Raw genomic sequence first — 21,965 nt, forward strand, 5'->3', positions numbered from 1 at the left:
CACAAGAAACGACCTGGAAGGAAACGCCATGACCGGCAAGACCGCGTTCGAGACCCGCTACGGCTTCGCCCGCAACCAGGTGCTGCTTTCCAACTGGCGGGAAAACCCGTTCAATCGATGGTCGTTCCAGAACCTTGGCGAACTGGTGCCGACGGCACGCGTGGCCGCGGCTGCAGGTGGTGTCGAAGCACCCGTGCGGGATATGGGCGGCCTGCTCGGCGAAAAGGTTTCGGTGGCCAGTTCGCCGGAGACGGTGGCCGAATTCCTCGTGCGCTCCAGCACCGACGCGCTGACGGTGATGAAGGGCGGCAAGGTGGTCGGCGACTGGTTCGCGCCGCATATGGATTTCGGCGCCCGCCACATCATCTTCTCGATCAGCAAGTCGGTGACCGCGATCATCGCCGGCATACTGGAAGGCGAGGGGGTGTTCGATCCGGAAGCGCCGGTGACGCAATACATTCCCGAAGCTGCTGGTTCTGCCTATGGCGACGCGAGTGCGCGCCATGTGCTCGACATGAGCGTCAGCCTCGATTTCGAGGAGGCCTATCTTGATCCGGAAAGCGCCTTCGCCCGCTACCGCCGCGCCACGTTGTGGAACCCTGGTGGCGGTACGGAAAGCCTGCGCGAATTCATCCTGACCCTGCAGCGGCTTGCTGAGCCGCATGGCCAGACCTTCCGCTACCGTTCGCCCAATTCCGACCTGCTCGGCCTGCTGCTTGAACGCGCGTCCGGCCAGCGCTTCACCGATCTGATGCGCGAGAAATTGTGGCTGCCGCTTGGCACCGTCAGCGAGGCTTCGATCGGCGTCGACATGGAAGGCACGGCGCGCACCGCCGGCGGCATTTCGGTGACGCCGCGCGACCTGGCGCGCGTCGGCGAGATGATGCGGCAAGGCGGCACAGTCGATGGCCGCCGCATCGTGCCGGAGGCCTGGGTGCGCGACACGGTCAGCACCGGGGGCAGTGCGGAGGCCTGGCAGCGCGGAACGATGGCTTTCTTGTTCCCGAAAGGCCGCTACCGCAACAAATGGTATCAGACCGGACACGAGAACGGTGCCTATTGCGGCATCGGCATCCATGGCCAATGGCTTTATGTCGACCCGAGGACGGAAGTCGTCATCGCCAAGATGTCGTCGCAGCCGGTGCCGGTCGACGATCCGCTCGATGCCGAGATTGTGGCGTTCTTCGAAGCGTTGAGCCAACGGGTCTGAACCGCCCGGCACGGTTCCGTTGCCGCATGCTTTCCTGTGGACCGCCCGCGACGGTTGAAAACGTCGCGGTTGGCGGGGCTGACATCTACGCCTATGGTCGCCGCTCTTTTTGATGAGAGCAGGAACGACATGGCATCCGACATCAAGCGCATCGCAGCCATCATCGCGGCAGAGATCAAGGCGCGGCCGGAACAAGCGGCGGCGGCGATCGAATTGCTCGACGAGGGCGCGACGGTGCCGTTCGTGGCGCGCTACCGCAAGGAGGTGACCGGCGGGCTGGACGACACGCAGCTGCGGGACCTTGCCGAGCGGCTCGCCTATCTGCGCGAGCTCGACGCCCGCCGCGACACCATCCTCGGCTCGATCCGCGAACAGGGCAAGCTGACCGAGGAACTGGAAACCAAGATCGCGGCCGCCGCCACCAAGGCGGAACTCGAAGACATCTACCTGCCCTACAAGCCGAAGCGCCGCACCAAGGCCGAGATCGCCCGCGAGCGTGGATTGGGGCCGCTGGCGGAGGCCATCCTTGCCAACCGCTCACTGGTGCCTGCCGAGGCGGCGCTGGCCTATATCACCGAGGAGGTGGCCGACGTCAAAGCCGCACTTGAAGGCGCGCGCGACATCCTGTCGGAGCAGTTCGCCGAGAATGCCGATCTAGTCGGCAAATTGCGCACCTACATGAAGGACCGCGCCTTCATGCGCGCCCGGGTGGTCGACGGCAAGCAGGAGGCCGGCGCGAAATTCTCCGACTATTTCGACCACGTCGAACGCTGGGCCAACGTGCCGAGCCATCGTGCGCTGGCGATGCTGCGCGGCCGCAACGAAGAGGTGCTGTCGCTCGACATCGAGGTCGATGCCGACGATGCGTCGCCGGTGAAACCGGTCGAACGGATGATCGCCAACGCCTATGCCATTGGTGCCAGCCTGCCAGGCGACCGCTGGCTGATGGAGGTCGCCGGCTGGACCTGGCGCATCAAGCTTTCGCTGCACCTGACGCTCGACCTGATGCGCGATCTGCGCGAACGAGCTGAGGAAGAGGCGATCCATGTCTTTGCCCGCAATCTCAAGGACCTGCTGCTCGCGGCGCCGGCCGGTTCTCGGCCGACGATGGGGCTCGACCCCGGTATCCGCACCGGCGTCAAGGTCGCGGTGGTCGACGGCACCGGCAAGCTGGTGGCAACGACGACGGTCTATCCGTTCCCGCCGAAGAACGATGTACGCGGCACGCAGGCGGAACTCGCCAAGCTCGTCCGCCTGCATAAGGTCGAGCTGATTTCGATCGGCAACGGCACCGGCAGCCGCGAGACGGAGAAGCTGGTGGCGGACATGCTGTCCGACATGCCTTCCGATGGCGGACCGAAGCCGCTCAAGGTGATCGTCAGTGAAGCCGGCGCCTCGGTCTATTCGGCATCGGCAACGGCGGCAGCGGAATTTCCCGGCCTCGACGTGTCGTTGCGCGGCGCGGTGTCGATCGCGCGGCGCCTGCAGGATCCGCTGGCCGAACTGGTCAAGATCGAACCGAAATCGATCGGCGTCGGCCAGTACCAGCACGATGTCGACCAGTACCGGCTCGGCCGCTCGCTGGAGGCGGTGGTCGAGGACGCGGTCAACGCGGTAGGCGTCGATCTCAACACCGCTTCGGCGCCGCTGCTGGCCCGCGTTTCCGGCCTCGGCGCATCGCTCGCCGACGCCATCGTCGCGCATCGCGATGCGACCGGCCCTTTCGCCAGCCGCAAGGATCTGCTCAAGGTGCCGCGGCTTGGGCCGCGCGCCTTCGAACAATCCGCCGGCTTCCTGCGTATCGCCAATGGCAGCGAGCCGCTCGATGCCTCGTCGGTGCATCCGGAAGCCTATGGCGTGGCCAAGAAGATCGTCGCCGCTTGCGGGCGCGATGTCCGCTCGCTAATGGGCGACAGCGCTGCGCTGAAAGCGCTCGATCCGCGCGTCTTCGTCGATGAGCGTTTCGGCTTGCCGACGGTGCGCGACATCTTGGCCGAACTGGAAAAGCCCGGCCGCGACCCGCGTCCCGGCTTCAAGACCGCGACCTTCGCCGACGGCGTCGACGACATCAAGGATTTGAAGCCCGGCATGCTCTTGGAAGGCACCGTCACCAATGTCGCCGCCTTCGGCGCCTTCGTCGATATCGGCGTCCACCAGGACGGGCTGGTGCATGTCTCGCAATTGGCCGACCGTTTCATCAAGGATGCGCATGAGGTGGTCAAGGCCGGTGACGTGGTGAAGGTGCGCGTCGTCGACGTCGACATCAAACGCAAACGTATCGCGCTCTCCATGCGCAAGGATGGCGGCGATGGCGGCGCATCCAAAGGCGGGCCGCGGGACAATGGCGGCGGCAGACCGGCGCCGCGCTCGCCAGCACCGCAACGCCAGCCGGAACGGCCGGCCCAGCAAGGCGCGTTCGGCGCTGCGCTGGCGGATGCGCTGAAGCGGAAGTAGCTACCACGCCAGAACGGTCGGCTCCTTCTCAATTTGGCTCACCAGCCAGTCACGAAAACTGGCGACGGGCGGGTGGCCGCGTTTGTCGTGCGGGACGACGAAGTAATAGGCGCTGCGGCTTTGCATGGGCTGGCCGGGGGCGGGCACCAACTGGCCGCGCTGCAATTCGCCCGCGATGAGCAGCAGCGGCAACAGCGCCACGCCAAGCCCGGCCATGCAGGCCTGGGCGGCGGTTCCGAACTGTTCGAACTGCATGCCCGGTCCGGTTGGCGCGCTCAGGCCCTGGTGCTCGAACCATTCGGTCCAGGCGCCGGGTCGTGTCGCCATGTGCAGCAGCGGCAGGCGGCCGATATCGGCAGGCGTGGCGATGGCGCGGCCGGCGAGGAATGCGGGCGACACCACGGGCGCCACCGTCTCGCGCACCAGGAGCGTCGAGTCCGCCTCCGGCCAGTCCGGCAGGCCGTAATGGATGGCGGCATCCAGCCTCTCCCTGGCGAAGTCGAAGCGGCCGACACGGGTGACGAAGTTGATGGTGATGTCGGGATTGTTCTCGACGAAATCAGGGATCATCGGCATCAGCCAGCGTGTGCCGAAGGTCGGCAAAATGGCGAGGTTCAGGATGCCACTATGCCGATTGCTCATCAATCCAAGAGCCGCATCGCGCAATTGACCTAAGGCCGAACGCACCGCCTCGGCATAGATTTCGCCTGCGGTCGACAGCCGGACATTGCGGCTGTCGCGCTCGAACAGCCGGCGGCCGAACTGGTCTTCGAGCAGCCTGATCTGCCGACTGACCGCGCCCTGGGTCAGGTCGAGCTCCTGCGCGGCGGCGGTGAAGGACCCAAGCCGGGCCACCGCCTCGAAGGCGGCAAGGGCGCTGATGTTGGGCAGGAGGCGGCGCTGGACACTCATGATCCATTCCTAACGCTCATTGATCCGTGAGGCAATTTCGTTTGATTTTTTGAGACAGCAGGCCGATAAGCCGGGCTTCACCTGTTTGAGGACCGAGAAGCCATGGCCGCCGACAAGAATGCATTCGTCTGGGAAGACCCGTTCCTGATCGAGGACCAGCTTTCGGAAGAAGAGCGCATGGTGCGTGACGGCGCGGCGGCCTTTGCCGCCGACAAGCTCGCGCCACGCATCGAGGACGCCTATCTCAACGAAACTTTCGACACCGCGATCTTTCGCGAGATGGGCGATGCCGGCCTGCTCGGGATCAATATCCCTGAGGAGTTTGGCGGGCTCGGCGCCAATTATGTGACCTACGGGCTGGTCGCACGCGAGGTTGAACGTGTCGATTCCGGCTATCGCTCGATGATGTCGGTGCAGTCGTCGCTGGTGATGTATCCGATCTACGCTTATGGCTCGGACGAACAGCGCAAGAAATATCTGCCCAAGCTCGCCAGCGGCGAGTGGATCGGGTGTTTCGGCCTGACCGAGCCGGACGCCGGCTCCGACCCGGGCGGCATGAAGACACGCGCCGAAAAGACTGCCAACGGCTACAGGCTCTCCGGCTCCAAGATGTGGATTTCCAACGCGCCGGTCGCTGACGTGTTCGTCGTCTGGGCGAAGCTGAAGGGCGAGAACGGCAAGGATGAGATCCGCGGTTTCGTGCTGGAAAAAGGCATGAAGGGACTGTCGGCGCCGAAGATCGGCGGCAAGCTGTCGCTGCGCGCATCGATCACCGGCGAGGTGGTGATGGAAGGCGTCGAGGTCGGCGAGGACGCGCTGCTGCCCAACGCCAAGGGCCTTGGCGGCCCGTTCGGCTGCCTCAACCGGGCGCGCTACGGCATCTCCTGGGGTTCGATGGGGGCGGCGGAAGATTGCTGGCACCGCGCCCGCCAGTATGGCCTCGACCGCAAGCAGTTCGGCAAGCCGCTCGCCGGCACGCAGCTTTACCAGAAGAAGCTCGCCGACATGCAGACCGAGATCGCGCTCGGGCTGCAGGCATCGTTGCGCGTCGGGCGGCTGCTCGATGAAGGCAAGATGGCGCCGGAGATGATCTCGATCGTCAAGCGCAACAATTGCGGCAAGGCGCTCGACATCGCCCGCCAGGCCCGTGACATGCATGGCGGCAACGGCATCCAGATCGGCTACCACGTCATGCGCCACGCGCAGAATCTGGAGACCGTCAACACCTATGAAGGCACGCACGACGTGCACGCGCTGATCCTGGGACGGGCGCAGACGGGAATTCAGGCGTTCTTCTAGGCCTTACGTTTCGTCATCCTCGGGCGGAGCAGGAGCGAAGCGACGTCGCGGAGACCCGAGGATCCATGCCGGGACTCAGAAGCGCTGCTACGGTGCGGAATTCGACTCAGCTGCACACTTCGATAGACGTCACGGAATGGATCCCAGGGTCTCCGCGACGCCGCTGCGCGGCTGCTTCGCCCAGGGATGACGAAGACGCGGAGGCCCTCACTAATCGCAGAGGCTGGAGGCTGGTAGAACCAGTCGCCAAGCGCGGTTGCCCAGTCCTTAGCTGCTTAAATTAGGTGCACCGCAACATCTGTGCTTGGAGAATGGCCGGCAGATGTGTCAGGGTTCGGCGAATTCAGTTGAAACGCCGATCTCCGGGGCCCCATGGCAATTCTGGCAGCCGTCTACCATCTGACCCATTACAAATATGACCGGCCGGTGGTGCTCGGGCCTCAGATCATCAGGCTGCAGCCGGCACCGCATTCCCGTACCAAGGTGCTCAGCCATTCGCTCAAGGTCGAGCCGGCGAACCACTTTGTCAATTTGCAGCAGGACCCTTACGGCAACTTCCTCGCCCGCTTCGTCTTTCCCGAGCCGGTGAGCGAGCTGAAGATCGAAGTCGACCTCGTCGCCGACATGACGGTCTACAATCCGTTCGATTTCTTCGTCGAGCCGTCGGCCGAGACGTTCCCGTTCGAATATCCGGAAGAAATCCGCGACGATCTCGCCATCTACCGGACGCCGGAACCGGCGGGGCCGCTGCTGTCGGCCTTCCTGAGAACCATCGACACCAGCGCGAAAAACACCGTCAATTTCCTCGTCGACCTCAATGCGCGCCTGCAGCGCGAGATTGCCTACATCGTACGCATGGAGACCGGCGTGTTTTCGCCGGAAGAAACGCTCGCCGCCGGCAAGGGCTCTTGCCGCGATTCAAGCTGGCTGCTGGTGCAGATCCTGCGCAATCTCGGCATCGCCGCGCGTTTCGTGTCAGGCTATCTGATCCAACTCAAGCCCGACCTCATCGCGCTCGACGGTCCGGCCGGCACGTCGGTCGATTTCACCGACCTGCACGCCTGGTGCGAGGTCTATCTGCCGGGTGCCGGCTGGATCGGGTTCGACCCGACCTCCGGTCTGCTCACCGGCGAGAGCCACGTGCCGCTGGCCGCGACACCGCATTTCCGCAATGCGGCGCCCATTTCCGGCATGGCGAGCTTCGCCAATGTCGAGTTCGGCTTCGAGATGCGCGTCGACCGCATCGCCGAACATCCGCGCATCACCAAGCCATTCTCGGATGAAAGCTGGCGGGCGCTCGATGCGCTCGGCAACAAGGTCGATGCGGCACTTGGCGCTGGAGACGTGCGGCTGACGATGGGCGGCGAGCCGACCTTCGTTTCGATCGACGATTTCGAATCCGCCGAATGGAACACCGCCGCCGTCGGGCCGACCAAGCGCGAAAAGGCCGATGCGCTGATCCGCAGGCTGCGCGAGCGCTTCGCGCCGGGCGGTTTCCTCCACTATGGCCAAGGCAAATGGTATCCCGGCGAGAGCCTGCCGCGCTGGACCTTCTCGCTCTACTGGCGCGCCGACGGCCAGCCGGTGTGGAGCGATCCGTCGCTGATCGCGCGGGAGAAAAGCTCGGCCAATATCGGCCCACAGCAGGCCGAAAGCCTGCTGACAGCGATCGCTGGCGAGCTTGGCATCGACAAGACCATGGTCAGCGAAGCCTATGAGGATCCGGCCGAATGGCTGCTCAAGGAAGGCAAGCTGCCCGAAAATGTCGATCCGTCCAATTCCAAGCTGGAAGACCCGGAAGAGCGCAGCCGCATGGCGCGCGTGTTCGAGCGCGGGCTGACCAAGCCGTCCGGCTACGTGCTGCCGGTGCAGCGCTGGAACAGCCAGGCGTCGGGACCGCGCTGGCGTTCGGAAAAATGGAAGACACGGCGCGGCCGGCTGTTCCTGGTGCCGGGCGATTCACCGGTTGGCTATCGCTTGCCGTTGGGCACGCTGCCCTATGTGCCGCCGGCCCAGTTCCCCTACATCGTGCCGGTCGATCCGTCGCTGCCGCGCGGCCCATTGCCGGCGCGCGAGGCGATCTTGCCCACTGCGGCCCCGGCCGAGCTGGAAGGCGCCGACGAAATGGCACGCCGCCAGCAGGCGGTGTCCTTCACCGCCGCGACCGGCCAGCAGGACCGGGTCGAGCAGGAGATCACCGAGATCGGCGGCGCGGTGCGCACCGCGCTCTCCGTTGAGCCGCGCGACGGAAGGCTTTGCGTGTTCATGCCGCCGGTCGAGGCGCTGGAGGATTATCTCGAACTGGTCGCCGCCGCCGAGAATGCGGCAAAGGCGATCGGTCTGCCCGTCCATATCGAGGGTTATGGCCCGCCGCATGATCCGCGCCTCAATGTCATCCGTGTGGCGCCCGATCCGGGCGTCATCGAGGTCAACATCCATCCGGCTTCCAACTGGCAGGATTGCGTGGCGACAACCACGGCGATCTATGAGGAAGCACGGTTGACGCGGCTTGGCGCCGACAAATTCATGATCGACGGCCGTCACACCGGCACCGGCGGCGGCAATCATGTCGTCGTCGGTGGTGCTACGCCCAATGACAGCCCGTTCCTGCGCCGACCCGATCTGTTGAAGAGCCTGGTGCTGCAATGGCAGCGGCATCCGTCGCTATCCTACCTGTTCTCCGGCCTGTTCATCGGCCCGACCAGCCAGGCGCCGCGCTTCGACGAAGCGCGTCACGATTCGCTCTACGAGCTTGAAATAGCCATGGCGCAGGTGCCGCATCCGGACCAGGGCGCGGCACCCTTGCCGTGGCTGGTCGACCGGCTGTTCCGCAACCTTTTGACCGACGTCACCGGCAACACGCACCGCTCGGAAATCTGCATCGACAAGCTGTTCTCGCCGGACGGGCCGACCGGCCGGCTCGGCCTGGTCGAGTTCCGCGGCTTCGAAATGCCGCCCAATGCACGCATGAGCCTTGCGCAGCAATTGCTTGTCAGGGCGATCATCGCCCGTGCGTGGAAGAACCCGCTCGACGGCCGCTTCGTGCGCTGGGGCACGTCGCTGCATGACCGGTTCATGCTGCCGCATCATGTCTGGGCGGATTTTCTCGACGTGCTCGACGACCTCAAGCTCAACGGCTTCGAGTTCCGTCCCGAATGGTTCGACGCGCAGCTCGAATTCCGTTTCCCGTTCTGCGGCGAGGTCCAGCACGCCGGTATCAAGCTGGAACTGCGGCAGGCGCTGGAGCCGTGGCATGTCATGGGCGAGCAAGGCGCGATCGGTGGCACCGTGCGTTTCGTCGATTCCTCGGTCGAGCGGCTTCAGGTCAGGACTGAAGGCCTCAACCCGGAGCGCCATGCCATCGTCTGCAACGGCCGTATCGTGCCGATGAAGGTCACCGACAACCGTGAGGTCGCGGTGGCGGGCGTGCGCTTCAAGGCCTGGCAGCCGGCTTCGGGCCTGCATCCGGCGCTACCGGTCAACACGCCGCTGGTGTTCGACATCTATGACCGCTGGTCGGGGCGGGCGGTCGGCGGCTGCGTCTACCATGTCGCGCATCCCGGCGGCCGCAACTACGACACCTTCCCGGTCAATGGCAACGAGGCGGAAGCACGGCGGCTCGCCCGCTTCGAACCGCGCGGCCACACACCCTCTGGCTATGTGCTGCGCGAGGAACAACCGGCGGAAGATTTCCCGATGACCCTTGACCTCAGGCGGCCGGCAAGACTCTGATCAGCGATGGCAAAGGGGAATCACAAGAGGGTACGCGGTAAGCCGCAAACCCACAGCCTGCTGGAACACTACCAGCCGATCGACGGCGTCGTCGACGAGATGGTCGACGCCGCAGGCAACCCCCGTCCGGTCTGGAAGCATTTTATCGAGGCACTCGACGATCTCGGTGCCGAGAAGCTCGGCCAGCGTTTTGCCCGCGCCGACCAGTATCTGCGCGATGCCGGCGTCTACTACCGGGTCTACGACAAGGCCGGCGCCAATGAGCGCGAATGGCCGCTGGCGCATGTACCGCTGCTCATCGAAGACGCCGAATGGGCAGCGATCAGCGCCGGGCTGGTGCAGCGGGCCGAGCTGTTCGAGGAAACCATCGCCGATATCTATGGCCCGAACCGGCTGATCGAAAAAGGCATCCTGCCGGCGGGGTTGATCGCGGCCAGCCCCGAATATTTGCGGCCTGTCGTGGGCACCACGCCGGCCGGCGGCCATTACCTGCATTTCTGTGCCTTCGAGCTCGGCCGCGGGCCTGACGGGCAGTGGTGGGTGTTGGGCGACCGCACACAGGCGCCGTCCGGCGCCGGCTTTGCGCTCGAGAACCGCGTCGCCACGACGCGCGCGCTCTCCGATATCTATGGCGAGATGCATGTGCACCGCCTTGCCGGCTTCTTCCGTCGCTTCCGCGATGCGCTGATCGGCATGGCCAGGGAAAGCGAAGGCCGCGTCGCCATATTGACGCCGGGGCCGCTCAACGAAACCTATTACGAACACGCCTACATCGCCCGCTATCTCGGCATCATGCTGCTCGAAGGGGAGGACCTGACCGTTTCCGGCGGCAGGCTGATGGTGCGCACGGTTTCCGGCCTGATGCCGATCAGCGTGCTCTGGCGGCGGCTCGACGCCGCCTTCGCCGATCCGCTCGAATTGCGCTCGGATTCGCAGATCGGCACGCCGGGGCTGGTCGAGGCGATCCGCCAGGGGGCGGTGGCGACCGTCAATGCGCTGGGCTCGGGCCTGATGGAAACGCGGGCGCTGCTTGCTTTCCTGCCCAAGATCGCGCGCGAATTGCGCGGCGAGGAGCTGCTGCTGCCGAGTGTCGCGACATGGTGGTGCGGGCAAGCGACCGAACGCGCCCATGTGCTTGCCAATATCGACCGCATGGTGGTCGGCCCGGCGCTTTCGACGAGACTTGCCTTCGAGGATGATGGCCAGACCACGCTCGGCTCGGCGCTGTCGGCCGGAGAACGGGCGGAACTGGTGGCACGCATCGAACGCGATGGCGGCGCCTTTGTCGGCCAGGAAGCGGTGACGCTGTCAACGACACCGGTCTTTGTCGGCGGCTGGCTGGAGCCACGGCCAGCGAGCCTGCGCGTCTACCTGGCGCGCACGCCCGAGGGCTGGACGGTGATGCCGGGCGGCTTCGCCCGCGTCGGCCTGTCGCTCGACCCGACGGCGATCGCCATGCAGCGCGGCGGCCAGGCGGCGGACGTCTGGGTGGTCAGCGACAAGCCGGTGGAGCGCGAGACGCTGCTGCCGCAAGAGGGTGACAGTTTTACGCGCACCAGGCCGGGCAGCCTGCCCAGCCGCGCGGCGGAAAACCTGACCTGGCTCGGCCGCTATATCGAGCGTTCGGAAGACACGGTGCGTATCCTGCGCGCCTATCATGTGCGGCTGGCCGAGACCTCTGACCCCGACATGCCGTTGCTCGCCGACATCAGGGACTATCTCGAACCGTTCGGCATCGATGTCGAGACGGCGATCCCGCTGGGGCTGATAGGCACGCTCGACAGTGCCGTCTACAGCGCCGGCCAGATCCGCGACCGCTTCTCGCCCGATGGTTGGCTGGCGCTGAAGGACCTGTCGAAGACCATCCACCAGTTCGCCACGACGGTGGCGCCGGGGGATGACGCGACACGGGCAATGACGGTGATCCTGCGCAAACTCGCCGGCTTTTCTGGCCTGCTGCACGAGAACATGTACCGCTTCGCCGGCTGGCGCTTCCTCGAAATCGGCCGGCGGCTGGAGCGCGGCATCCAGATAGCCCGTACGCTCGCCCGGCTGACCAGTCCCAAGGCGCCGGACGGCGCGCTCGACATGATGCTGGAGATCGGCGACAGCGTCATGACCCATCGCCGGCAATATCCGGTGCAGGCCGGCCGGCGCACGGTGATCGATCTCCTGGCGCTCGATCCGCTCAATCCGCGCTCGATCCTGTTCCAGTTGGAAAGGCTGAAGGCCGAGATCGGCCTTTTGCCGTCGGTCGGGGGCGAGGGGCACATGTCGCCGGCAGCTAAGGAGATCCTGCAGCTCAACACGGCCATCGCCATCAAGGAGCCTTCGGACATGACGGCAAAGGCGCTGGACGAACTCGCTTTTGAAATCGGAGGCCTCTACAACAGCCTCGCCAAGGCCTATTTCGGCTAGAGCAACTCCAGGAAAAGTGTGAAACGGTTTTCCGTCCGGAATTGCGTCAAAACAAAGAGTTAGGCAGGTTCCGCAAAAGTGTCGCGCGGTTTTGCGACAAGAGCCTGCGGCAAAACAAGAAAAGTAGTCTATGCTTTACGACATCAGGCTTCATCTCCATTACGATTATGCAGCGGCGGCGGGCGGCGGCCGCCACCAGATCCGCGTGCTGCCGTCGACGATATCAGGCGTGCAGCGGGTTATCGCCGCATCCCTGTCCTTCGCGCCGGCGCCCAATGAACGGTCGGACTTCTCCGATTTCTTCGGCAACAACGTCACCTCGATCGCCTTTCGCGACGCGCATGATGCGCTCGACATAAGGATGAGCGCCCGCGTTTCCGTGTCACGGCCGGAGCCCGGGCTCGACGTCTCGCCCGATATCGGGCGGCTGCGGCAGGAACTGGCTGCGGTGCGGTCGTTGGCGTCTGCCTCGCCGCACCACTTTCTGGCGGGAAGCGCTCACTCCGGCATCGATGCGGCGATCACCACCTACGCACGAGACAGCATCGCCGGCTCGGCCGCCGGCACGGCAATGAACCTATGCAACCGTATTCATCGCGATTTCACCTATGACGGTGACGCAACCACAGTGCGGACCCGGGCCAGCGATGCGTTCAAACTGAAGCGCGGTGTCTGCCAGGACTTCTCGCACATCATGATTGCCGGGCTGCGCGGGCTCGGCATTCCGGCCGGCTATGTCAGCGGCTTCCTGCGCACCATCCCGCCCAAGGGCAAGCCCCGACTGGAAGGCGCTGATGCCATGCATGCCTGGGTCAAGGTCTGGTGCGGGCGTGACGCCGGCTGGCAGGAATTCGATCCGACCAACGGCATGCGGGCCAGCAACGACCACATCACTGTCGGCTACGGCCGTGACTATTCCGATGTCGCGCCGATCGTCGGCGTGCTGAAAACCACTGGCGGACAGGTCGGCGAACAGGCTGTCGACGTCATTCCCGTCGCGCTCGAAAGGGTGTGAAAACGGGACCTGTCCACGCCAGGTGGTGCACTGGTATCATTCGGCATGAACAAAGATGACTTCTCAAATGGTGAAGTGGCAGGTGGGCGCGGGGTTTGGTCTTGAAAGCGGTCAGCGTCGTCATCCCTGCCCACAATGCGGCGAAAACCATCGCTACAACGCTGGCGTCCCTCGCCAGCGAGGCCGGGATTATCGGCGAGATTCTGCTCGTCGATGATGCCTCGATAGACGGTACGGCTGCCGCCGCGCTGCAGGCTGCGGCGAAATTGTCTCTGCCGCTGCGTGTGCTGCCGGCCAATTGTCGCGATGCCGGTGGCGCGCGCAACATTGCGCTGGCGCAGGTGCTGTACCCCTGGGTGTACCTCATCGACGCCGACGACCTGCATCTTGAGAGCGGCTTGCGCGCGTTGCTCCAGCAGGCAGATCGCCAGCCAAAAGCCGACATGATCGTTGGCGCTTACCGGCGTCGGGTGAATGGCCAGGACCGCCAGATCAAGGTGCCGAACGGATATCAGGCCGGCTGCCTGGCAAACGCTGCGGCCTATGTGAAAGGCGACATTCGCTCCGTCGCAGTGGGCAGTGTGCTTGCTTCGCGACACCTCATCGGCCAAACGCGGTTTCCGGTCGGGCTGGCCTATGACGAGGACACATTGTTTTGGGCGCGGCTGATGAGCACGGCGTCGCTGGCCATGATCGAGCAGCCTGTGATGGTCTACGACGTCTCGCCGATGCGCTCCGACGATCGTTTTACGATCAACCCGGTGCGGCGCTTCCTTGATTGGCGCCGGGAACTGCGCACGCTCACCGATTGCAACATCCCGGTCTCGGCGCTCAAGACCAGGGAGGGGCTTGTCGCCCTCAAGATCGCCCGCGTCCACTATGCGCGCGGCGGCCTGGCCATGGCCGCGCGCTTCCTGGCGGTGGCCGCGGCCGCGCCGAAGCGGCGGTCGGAGGCCTGGCGCTGCCTGCGTTACAGGCTCAAGCTCGCGGTGCGACGCCGGCTGTCGGCTCCACTGAACCAAATGCAGGGCGCGCTGTAACCTGCCAGCCGCCAACACCTTCGGGATCGCCCGCTTTTCAGACGGTGTGTGGAACCAGCAGTCGGCCAATAGCTTATCTACGCATATTTGCGTGGAGCTTGCATGCTGCAGAGATCCGGATTGCCGCACGGCCGGTCAACCGACGGGGACGCTGCGCCGAAGAACGGGGCGCAAAGCTCGGCCAGGGATGCCGCACTCACCTATGTCAGCGATGCCGAGCCCGGTATCCGCCGGCTGAGGACCGGCAAAGGATTTTCTTACACGGGCCCGGACGGGAAGGCGGTCTCGGATGCCGCCAGGGCGCGTATCGAGGCGATCGTCATTCCGCCGGCCTGGACGGATGTCTGGATTTCGCCCGATGCCAATGGGCATATACAGGCGACCGGAAGGGATCAGCGGGGGCGCAAGCAATATCGCTATCATCCACAATGGGCCGAGGAGCGCGACGGCGCCAAATATTCGAGCCTCGTTGCTTTTGCTGAAAGCTTGGCCGACCTGCGGCGCACGATAGACAGTGATTTGCGCCGCCACGGCCTGCCGTTTGAGCGTGTCGTCGCCGCGGTCGTCTGGCTGCTCGACAACACGATGATCCGCGTCGGCAACGCCGCCTATGCGCGCGACAATAAGAGCTTCGGCCTGACGACATTGCGCGACCGCCATGTCGACATCAAGGGGTCGAGCCTGCGTTTTGCCTTCAAGGGCAAGTCCGGCAAGGAATGGAAATTGAAGCTGGTCGACCGCCGCATCGCCGGGATCGTGCGGGGCGCGCAGGATCTGCCGGGCCAGAAGCTGTTCCAGTATCTCGACGAGGACGGCAACAGGCGCCCGGTCCGCTCCGACGACGTCAACCGCTATATCAGGGACGCCGCCGGCGATGCGTTCAGCTCCAAGCATTTCCGCACCTGGGGCGGCACCATCCACGCCGCGTCACTTTTTGCGCAAACGGACCTGCCCGAAAGCCAGTCACAGCAAAAGCGGATAATGAACAGTGTCATCGACAGAGTGGCCGAGCGGCTGGGCAACACCCGTGCGGTCTGCCGCAAATGCTATATCCATCCGCAGGTTTTCGAGGCCTGGTCGCAGGGACGGTTGCTGACCGAAATGACGGAGGCCAACAAGCGCAAGCGGTCCATAGAAGGTCTCGATGACGAGGAAGCGCTCGTGTTGAGATGGTTGAAAACGCACGAAGGGTGACACGCAACAATTGGCGGTCGCCATGTCAGATTTTTTTATCGACGCCGTGTCGGGATCAGTCTTACTGTTTCGTCCTTTGATACAGAAAAGGACGAACCATGCTCTACGCCATCCTCTGTTATGCCTCCGAAGACGTCGTCAGCTCGTGGAGCAAGGCACAGGATGACGAGGTTATGGCCAATCTCCTCAACGTTCAGGATAAGTACGCCAAGGCCGGCCGGCTTGGTCCGGTGGCCCGGCTTTTGCCAACGACGGCAGCGACGACGCTGCGGAAGGTCAAGGGCGAATCGGTGGTCATCGACGGGCCATTCGCCGAGACCAAGGAGCAGTTCCTCGGTTTTTATACGCTGGAATGCGCCGATCTCGACGAGGCCGTCGAATTCGCCCGCGAGCTCTCCGAGGTCAACCCGAGCGGCGGCTCCTATGAGATCCGGCCAGTCTCGGTGTTCAATCCCACCAAGGTGGCCGTATGACCGAACTTGCCTGGATCAGCTCGGCGATCAGTTCTGCCCGCCCGCAGGCGATGGGCGCGCTGCTGCGCTATTTCCGCGATCTCGATACGGCGGAGGAAGCTTTCCAGGATGCCTGTCTCAGGGCGTTGAAGAACTGGCCGCAGAACGGGCCGCCGCGCGATCCGGCGGCCTGGCTGATCTTCGTCGGCCGCAACAGCGGCATCGATGCGGTGCGCAAGCGCGCCAAGCAGGCGCCGATGCCGGAAGAGGACCAGATTTCCGATCTGGAAGATGCCGAGAGCGATATTGCCGAGCGGCTGGACGGGGCGCATTATCGCGACGACATTTTGCGGCTGCTGTTCATCTGCTGTCACCCCGATCTGCCGGCAACGCAGCAGATCGCGGTCGCGCTGCGCATCGTCTCCGGTCTCACCGTCAAGCAGATCGCCCGGGCCTTCCTGGTCGGCGAGAGCGCCATGGAGCAGCGCATCACCCGCGCCAAGGCGCGGATTGCCGACGCCGGCGTGCCGTTCGAGACGCCGGGCGCTGTCGAGCGCTCGGAACGGCTCGCGGCTGTCGCGGCCATGGTCTACCTGATCTTCAACGAAGGCTATTCGACCAACAGCGGCGAGGCGCCGGCCCGCGCGCCGCTGTGCGAAGAGGCGATCCGGCTCGCCCGGCTGTTGCTGCGTCTGTTCCAGACCGAGCCGGAGATCATGGGGCTGACGGCGCTGCTTTTGCTGCAGCATGCACGCGCCCCCGCCCGCTTCGACGAGAACGGTGAGATCGTCTTGCTTGAGGACCAGGATCGCAGCCTGTGGACCCGCAAGATGATCGACGAAGGGCTGGCGCTGGTCGACAAGGCATTGCGCCATCGCAAACCTGGTCCATACCAGGTGCAGGCGGCAATTGCCGCGCTGCATGCGCGGGCAGAGAAGGCCGAGGACACCGACTGGGTGGAGATCGACCTGCTCTATGGCCTGCTCGAACAGATGCAGCCGTCGCCTGTCATCACGCTCAATCGCGCGGTGGCGGTCTCCAAGGTGCGCGGCCCGGAAGCCGCGCTTGCCATGGTCGAGCCGCTGGAAGACAGGCTTTCCGGCTATTTCCACTTCTTCGGCCTCAAGGGCGGGCTGCTGATGCAGCTCGACCGGGGTGAGGAGGCGCGGGTCGCCTTCGACCGCGCCATCGCGCTTGCCAACACGGCAGCGGAAGCGGCCCATATCCGCATGCATATCGACCGGCTGATGAAAGACGGCGCCGTGCGCGCGCCGGCGAAAAAGGCCAACTGAGCAGCATCCGCCTGTCTGGCTCAATCGTGTCGCCCGGCCTTGGACCATGTCGGGGTGGCGATTTTCTCCTGAAACGAGTAAGGCCACGCCATGACTGCGCCAGAAGTGCCTTTCGGCACGCGGGCGACATGGCGCGAGGCTTTGACCCGACGCCCTATTACGGGATCTGAAAGGGATAAAAATGACCATAGCAAAGGAAACGGCCGAGCTTCTGGCGAAACTGGGTGTGGCCAAGGACACGTTGGTTGGCGGCGACCTGATCGTGCGCAGCCCGGTGACGGGCGAAGAGGTTGCCGCACTGAAGACGATCTCGCCGGCCGATGCGGCCAAGACCATCGATGCCGCGTACAAGGCCTTCCAGTCCTGGCGGCTGGTGCCGGGCCCGAAGCGCGGCGAACTGGTGCGGCTGCTCGGCGAGGAATTGCGTGCGCACAAGGCCGAGCTTGGCCGGCTGGTGTCGATCGAGGTCGGCAAGATCCCATCCGAGGGCCTTGGCGAAGTGCAAGAGATGATCGACATCTGCGATTTCGCCGTCGGCCTGTCCCGGCAATTGTACGGTCTGACCATCGCCACCGAGCGTCCGGGTCATCGCATGATGGAAACCTGGCATCCGCTCGGCGTCGTCGGCGTCATTTCGGCCTTCAACTTCCCGGTCGCGGTGTGGTCGTGGAATGCCGCACTGGCGCTGGTCTGCGGTGACGCGGTGGTGTGGAAGCCATCGGAGAAGACGCCGCTGACCGCACTTGCCTGCGAGGCGATCTTCAAGCGGGCCGTGAAGCGTTTCGGCGCCGACGCACCGCAGGGCCTGGCGCCGGTGCTGATCGGCGACCGTGCCGTCGGCGAAATCCTGGTCGACCACCCCAAGGTGCCGCTGGTCTCGGCCACCGGCTCGACCCGCATGGGCCGGGATGTCGGCCCGCGCCTGGCCAAGCGTTTTGCCCGCGCCGTGCTGGAGCTCGGCGGCAACAATGCCGGCATCGTCTGCCCGACCGCGGATCTCGACATGGCGCTGCGCGCCATCGCCTTCGGCGCCATGGGCACGGCCGGCCAGCGCTGCACGACGCTGCGGCGCCTGTTCGTGCATGAGAGCGTGTACGATGCCTTGGTGCCGCGGCTGAAGAAGGCCTATCAGAGCGTGTCGGTCGGCAATCCGCTGGAGACGTCGTCGCTGGTCGGGCCGCTGATCGACAAGGCGGCGTTCGACGCCATGCAGAAGGCACTGAAGGAAGCCACCGCCCATGGCGGCAAGGTGACCGGCGGCACGCGGGTCGAGAACGGCCACCCGGATGCCTATTATGTGCATCCGGCCTTGGTCGAGATGCCGAAACAGGTCTCGCCGGTGACGGAAGAGACCTTCGCACCGATCCTCTATGTGATGAAATATTCGGATTTCGACGCCGTGCTCGACGAGCACAATGCGGTCGGCGCGGGCCTTTCTTCGTCGATCTTCACCCGCGATCTGCAGGAATCCGAGCGGTTCCTTGGCGTCGACGGTTCGGACTGCGGCATCGCCAACGTCAATATCGGCACGTCGGGAGCCGAGATCGGCGGTGCTTTCGGCGGCGAAAAAGAAACCGGCGGCGGCCGTGAGAGCGGCTCCGATGCGTGGAAGGCCTATATGCGGCGCGCCACCAACACGGTGAATTATTCGAAGGCGCTGCCGCTTGCCCAGGGCGTCTCGTTCGACATCGAGTGAGAACGCCGAGGTCTGCCTCCGGTCAGTGTCGATCAGGCTCGTCGAGCGTCAATCGACACAGGTGGAGGGCGTACAGGCCGCAGTAACGCTGGACAATTTCTGATGCTTGTCCAGCGTCGGCTTCTCGTAACGTCTCTTCATGTGGGTCCTCTCCGGTATGTATGTCGCGCCAACGCCTAACCCTCGCGGGGAGGCGGAGGCGCCTCGACGATCAAGTCGCGCAGGTCGACGGCGTGCAGAGCGCCGTAATGCTGGACAGCTTCTGACGCTTGTCCAGCGTCGGCTTTTCGTAACGCTTTTTCATGCAGGTCCCTCTCCAATCGTAGTGCCGCGCATGGCGACAACTGAAGCTAGCGGCCGTCGCGGATTCGTGCATCCCCCACACGGGGGATGCCGCACCGGTCAGTGGTCTGTCGTCGAAGCAAAGGCTTCGGTGAAGGCGGCATCCATAATGGCCAGTTTCACGGCCTGAGCGGTCATGTATTCCTGGTAGAAATCGGGCGACATCCACATCACCGAATTGCCGCGTTGGCCGAGCCAACCGATGCTACCGAGGTCCTCGGCATCGCGCAGCTTGCGCGCCAGATGGGTTCGAGACAGTTTCAGCCATCTGGCGAAATCACCGATCGACACGATACCCGTCGGGATTCGATCCAGGCCGGCATGATCCGGATCGACGCCCGCTATCAGCCAGTCCATGACGACGCCGCCATTGTTGAGCCAGGTGAACAGGGAAAAGGTCTGCTTGGGCTCGCGCACCGGATTGGACGAGAGCAGGCCATCGGCAATCCGTGGCTGCACCATGGCGAGTGCGTCCGGCCGGGTCAGGAAAAGGGCCAGGCGGTTCGCACCGTCGAGACTGTCCAGCGTGTGCAGATGCGCCATCAGCCAGAGGGTCACCGGCTCCAGCGAGGCCACCGACGGCTGCAGGGGGCGGATGCGGCCGTCTTGTGTCGCCGGCGCATACTCGATGAAACCGTAGTGCAGCATTTCCTTGATGAAGGCGTCGGCGGTGTTGCGGCTGGCCACGGCATGCTGCCGGATCACGTCGATGAAACGCGCCGCTGTCAGTTCCTTGCGATAGTCGTCAGGCTCGCGCCTGAAATACAGGGCAAGGCCGATATGGGCCATCAGCCAGCGTTGCTGCGTGGCGAACACCGAGGAAAGCCGCGGGTTCGTCTCATAGGTCTGGTTCATCGCCTGCGCCTGGACGCGAACATAGCGATGCAATGCCCGATGAGCGGCAATTTCTTCCAATGTGAGCGCCATTCTCCCCCGCCTGCGATAAGCCCCTTGTCGCGAAGACGCGAAAACCACATTTTCAGCCTTCGCAGTTCGTGTCCAGACGCCGGCCGTCAATAGTGAGTGAATGTGTACAGTGGGTGTTTCGACTTAATTCCAGACGGAAATCCGCTTCACGATCTTCCCCGAAATTTGCCCTTGTGCGCGGCGCTGCTCAGCCACCGCCTTGCGATGGCGGAAAACAGGCTTCGAACGCGCTGTCGACGACGGCCAGCTTGGCGGCCTGGACGGTCATGTATTCCTCATAGAAGCCGTGTGACACCCACATCACCGAATGGCCACGCTGGCCGAGCCAGCCAATGCTGCCGAGTTCCTCGGCGGTGCGCAGTTTGCGGCCGAGATGGGTCCGCGACAGTTTGAGCCATTTGGCGAAGTCGCCGATCGAAACCACACTGGTCGGAATCCGCTCCAGGCCGGCATGGTCGGGATCGATGCCGGACATCAGCCAATCCATGACGATGCCGCCATTGTTGAGCCAGATGAACAGGGAAAAGGTCTGGTTGGGTTCGCGCACCGGCTTGGAGGCAAGCAGGCCGTCAGCGATCAGCGGCTGCAGCGTGGCAAGCATATCGGGCCGGTCGAGGTACCTGGCCAGCCGGTCGCCGCCATCGACATGGTCAAGCGTGCGCAGATGGGCGATTACCCAGCCGGTGAATCTCTCGATTGTGGCCGCCGTCGGTTGCAGGGGATGCGTGCGGCCGTCGCCGCCCGCCACATACTCGGCGATGTGGTAGTGCAGCATTTCCTTGATGAAAGCGTCGGCGGTGTTGCGGCTGGCCACCGCGTTCTTGTGCACGACCTCGATGAAACGCGAGACTGTCAGTTCCTTGCGGCGGTCGTTCGGATCGCGCCGGAAGTGCATGGCAAGACCGACATGGGCCATCAGCCAGCGCTGCTGCGTGGCAAAGATGGAAGCCAGTCGCGGGGTTTCCTCATAGATGCGGATCAGGGACTGTGACTGTTCCTGAACGTAGCGGTGCAAGGCCGGATGGGCCGCTATGTTTTCCAGTTTCAGCGCGGCTCTCCCGATCTCTTGAATCAACTCGCATCGCGAATTTGCGTTCCCCATTTTCCAGCCTTCAACACTTGTGTCCAGACGTACCAATTACGAAGAACAGGGCCAGCCGAGATACGGATCCACGGCGACAGGTTCACGTCTGCTAACTGATTGCCATGGCTTGGAAAAATCCTCCCAATCACAGTCAGTCGAACGAGCGCCCGTTGGATTGATCTTCCAACGCGGCAAACTCGAACGATATCACCTATGTCGGTGCGGGCTTCATCGCAAGCCGCCAGTACAGGGGCTTTCAAGCTATGCACTGGTGCTGGCGGGCCGGTGACGGCCTTCTTCACCGGCCAGCCGGTGGATGGCAACGCGCACGCTGGTCGAGGATCTTCGGCTTGGCGGCTTGGCGGCTTGGCCTTCGGCCAAGGCATGGCCGAAACCGCTTCCACCCGCGCAATCGGCTCGGTCCGGCAGGCTCCTGCCTTGCTCGTTCGCAAGGCTCGATGGAAAAACGGCGCCCCGGGAATCTGTCCGAGGCGCCGTGCGATCATGATCAGCCCGCGTCAGCCGTTCGGGTAATAACCGCCATCGGCGCCGTCGCCGATGTAGGTGCCGCCGCCTGAATCGGTTTGCAGTTGCTGATCCAGCTTCTCGATCTGGCCGAGCAAGCTCCGATATGCGCCGCCACCCGTGGCCGAGCGATGGATGCTGTCAGCCTGCATCATCAGATCGTGCTCTTGCTCAGAGGTGATCGCCTTCGCATACATGGCCTCGACGATTCCCTGCTTGACGCCCTGCAACTGGTCCAGGACCGCCCTTGCCTCGACGGACATGCCGCCCGGTTCGACCCTGTGGCGATGCACCGCGTAGGCACTCGATAACGGTACCGCCGCCAGAAGCGATGCGATTGCTATGATCTTCGGTGTGAATCTGCGCATGGCTG

At 64.2% G+C, this 21,965-nt stretch carries 15 protein-coding genes; 11 read left to right on the forward strand and 4 right to left on the reverse strand.

Translation table 11 applies throughout. The annotated features are described in order from the left end of the window. Positions 1-28: 28 nt before the first annotated feature. Both AC04SF_RS28025 and AC04SF_RS28030 read left to right on the forward strand, forming a co-directional pair. Positions 29-1,210 carry a serine hydrolase domain-containing protein gene (locus AC04SF_RS28025; RefSeq protein ID WP_488480398.1) on the forward strand — a complete coding sequence of 394 codons (1,182 nt, stop codon included), beginning with the start codon at positions 29-31 and terminating at the stop codon, positions 1,208-1,210. A gap of 129 nt (positions 1,211-1,339) precedes the next feature. After that, a complete protein-coding gene (locus tag AC04SF_RS28030) occupies positions 1,340-3,664 on the forward strand; it encodes a Tex family protein (protein ID WP_488480399.1) in 2,325 nt (774 codons plus the stop codon). Here the strand turns inward: AC04SF_RS28030 and AC04SF_RS28035 are convergent, their stop codons facing one another. Next, positions 3,665-4,576 (reverse strand): LysR family transcriptional regulator, encoded by a 912-nt coding sequence (locus tag AC04SF_RS28035; RefSeq protein ID WP_488480400.1) that lies wholly within the window; start codon positions 4,574-4,576, stop codon positions 3,665-3,667. 102 nt (positions 4,577-4,678) lie between these two features. Here AC04SF_RS28035 and AC04SF_RS28040 point away from each other — a divergent pair, with 102 nt between their 5' ends. From AC04SF_RS28040 to amaB, 9 genes are all read left to right on the forward strand, one after another. Next, the gene (locus AC04SF_RS28040; RefSeq protein ID WP_488480401.1) at positions 4,679-5,875 is read left to right on the forward strand and encodes an acyl-CoA dehydrogenase; all 1,197 of its coding nucleotides are present in this window, start codon (positions 4,679-4,681) and stop codon (positions 5,873-5,875) included. Between the two features lie 372 nt (positions 5,876-6,247). Further along, a complete protein-coding gene (locus tag AC04SF_RS28045; protein WP_488480402.1) occupies positions 6,248-9,607 on the forward strand; it encodes a transglutaminase family protein in 3,360 nt (1,119 codons plus the stop codon). A 6-nt stretch (positions 9,608-9,613) separates the two neighbouring features. Further along, positions 9,614-12,025 carry a circularly permuted type 2 ATP-grasp protein gene (locus tag AC04SF_RS28050; RefSeq protein WP_488480403.1) on the forward strand — a complete coding sequence of 804 codons (2,412 nt, stop codon included), beginning with the start codon at positions 9,614-9,616 and terminating at the stop codon, positions 12,023-12,025. Positions 12,026-12,155: 130 nt separating this feature from the next. Beyond that, positions 12,156-13,040: a transglutaminase family protein gene (locus AC04SF_RS28055; RefSeq protein WP_488480404.1), complete on the forward strand. Its 885-nt coding sequence runs from the start codon at positions 12,156-12,158 to the stop codon at positions 13,038-13,040. Between the two features lie 101 nt (positions 13,041-13,141). Further along, positions 13,142-14,080, forward strand: a complete 939-nt coding sequence (locus AC04SF_RS28060) for a glycosyltransferase family 2 protein (RefSeq protein ID WP_488480405.1) — start codon at positions 13,142-13,144, stop codon at positions 14,078-14,080. A gap of 102 nt (positions 14,081-14,182) precedes the next feature. After that, positions 14,183-15,274 (forward strand): DNA topoisomerase IB, encoded by a 1,092-nt coding sequence (locus AC04SF_RS28065; RefSeq protein ID WP_488480406.1) that lies wholly within the window; start codon positions 14,183-14,185, stop codon positions 15,272-15,274. Positions 15,275-15,372: 98 nt separating this feature from the next. After that, positions 15,373-15,747, forward strand: coding sequence for a YciI family protein (locus AC04SF_RS28070; protein WP_095199302.1), 375 nt, complete (start codon positions 15,373-15,375; stop codon positions 15,745-15,747). Further along, complete coding sequence (locus AC04SF_RS28075; protein ID WP_096449758.1) at positions 15,744-17,018, forward strand: RNA polymerase sigma factor; 1,275 nt, start codon at positions 15,744-15,746, stop codon at positions 17,016-17,018. The genes AC04SF_RS28070 and AC04SF_RS28075 overlap by 4 nt, the downstream gene beginning before the upstream one ends. A gap of 181 nt (positions 17,019-17,199) precedes the next feature. After that, positions 17,200-18,714 carry an L-piperidine-6-carboxylate dehydrogenase gene (gene amaB / locus AC04SF_RS28080; protein WP_488480407.1) on the forward strand — a complete coding sequence of 505 codons (1,515 nt, stop codon included), beginning with the start codon at positions 17,200-17,202 and terminating at the stop codon, positions 18,712-18,714. Positions 18,715-19,116: 402 nt separating this feature from the next. Here amaB and AC04SF_RS28085 read toward each other — a convergent pair whose 3' ends face one another. The 3 genes from AC04SF_RS28085 to AC04SF_RS28095 all read right to left on the reverse strand — a co-directional run bounded on the left by AC04SF_RS28085 (position 19,117) and on the right by AC04SF_RS28095 (position 21,960). Beyond that, entirely contained in the window at positions 19,117-19,983 is an 867-nt protein-coding gene (locus tag AC04SF_RS28085; protein WP_488480408.1) for a hypothetical protein, read from the reverse strand. 187 nt (positions 19,984-20,170) lie between these two features. Beyond that, the gene (locus AC04SF_RS28090) at positions 20,171-21,085 is read right to left on the reverse strand and encodes a hypothetical protein (protein WP_488480409.1); all 915 of its coding nucleotides are present in this window, start codon (positions 21,083-21,085) and stop codon (positions 20,171-20,173) included. A 500-nt stretch (positions 21,086-21,585) separates the two neighbouring features. After that, the gene (locus tag AC04SF_RS28095) at positions 21,586-21,960 is read right to left on the reverse strand and encodes a hypothetical protein (RefSeq protein ID WP_488480410.1); all 375 of its coding nucleotides are present in this window, start codon (positions 21,958-21,960) and stop codon (positions 21,586-21,588) included. Positions 21,961-21,965: the final 5 nt, after the last annotated feature.

It is taken from the genome of Mesorhizobium sp. CNPSo 4671 (genome assembly GCF_057784245.1).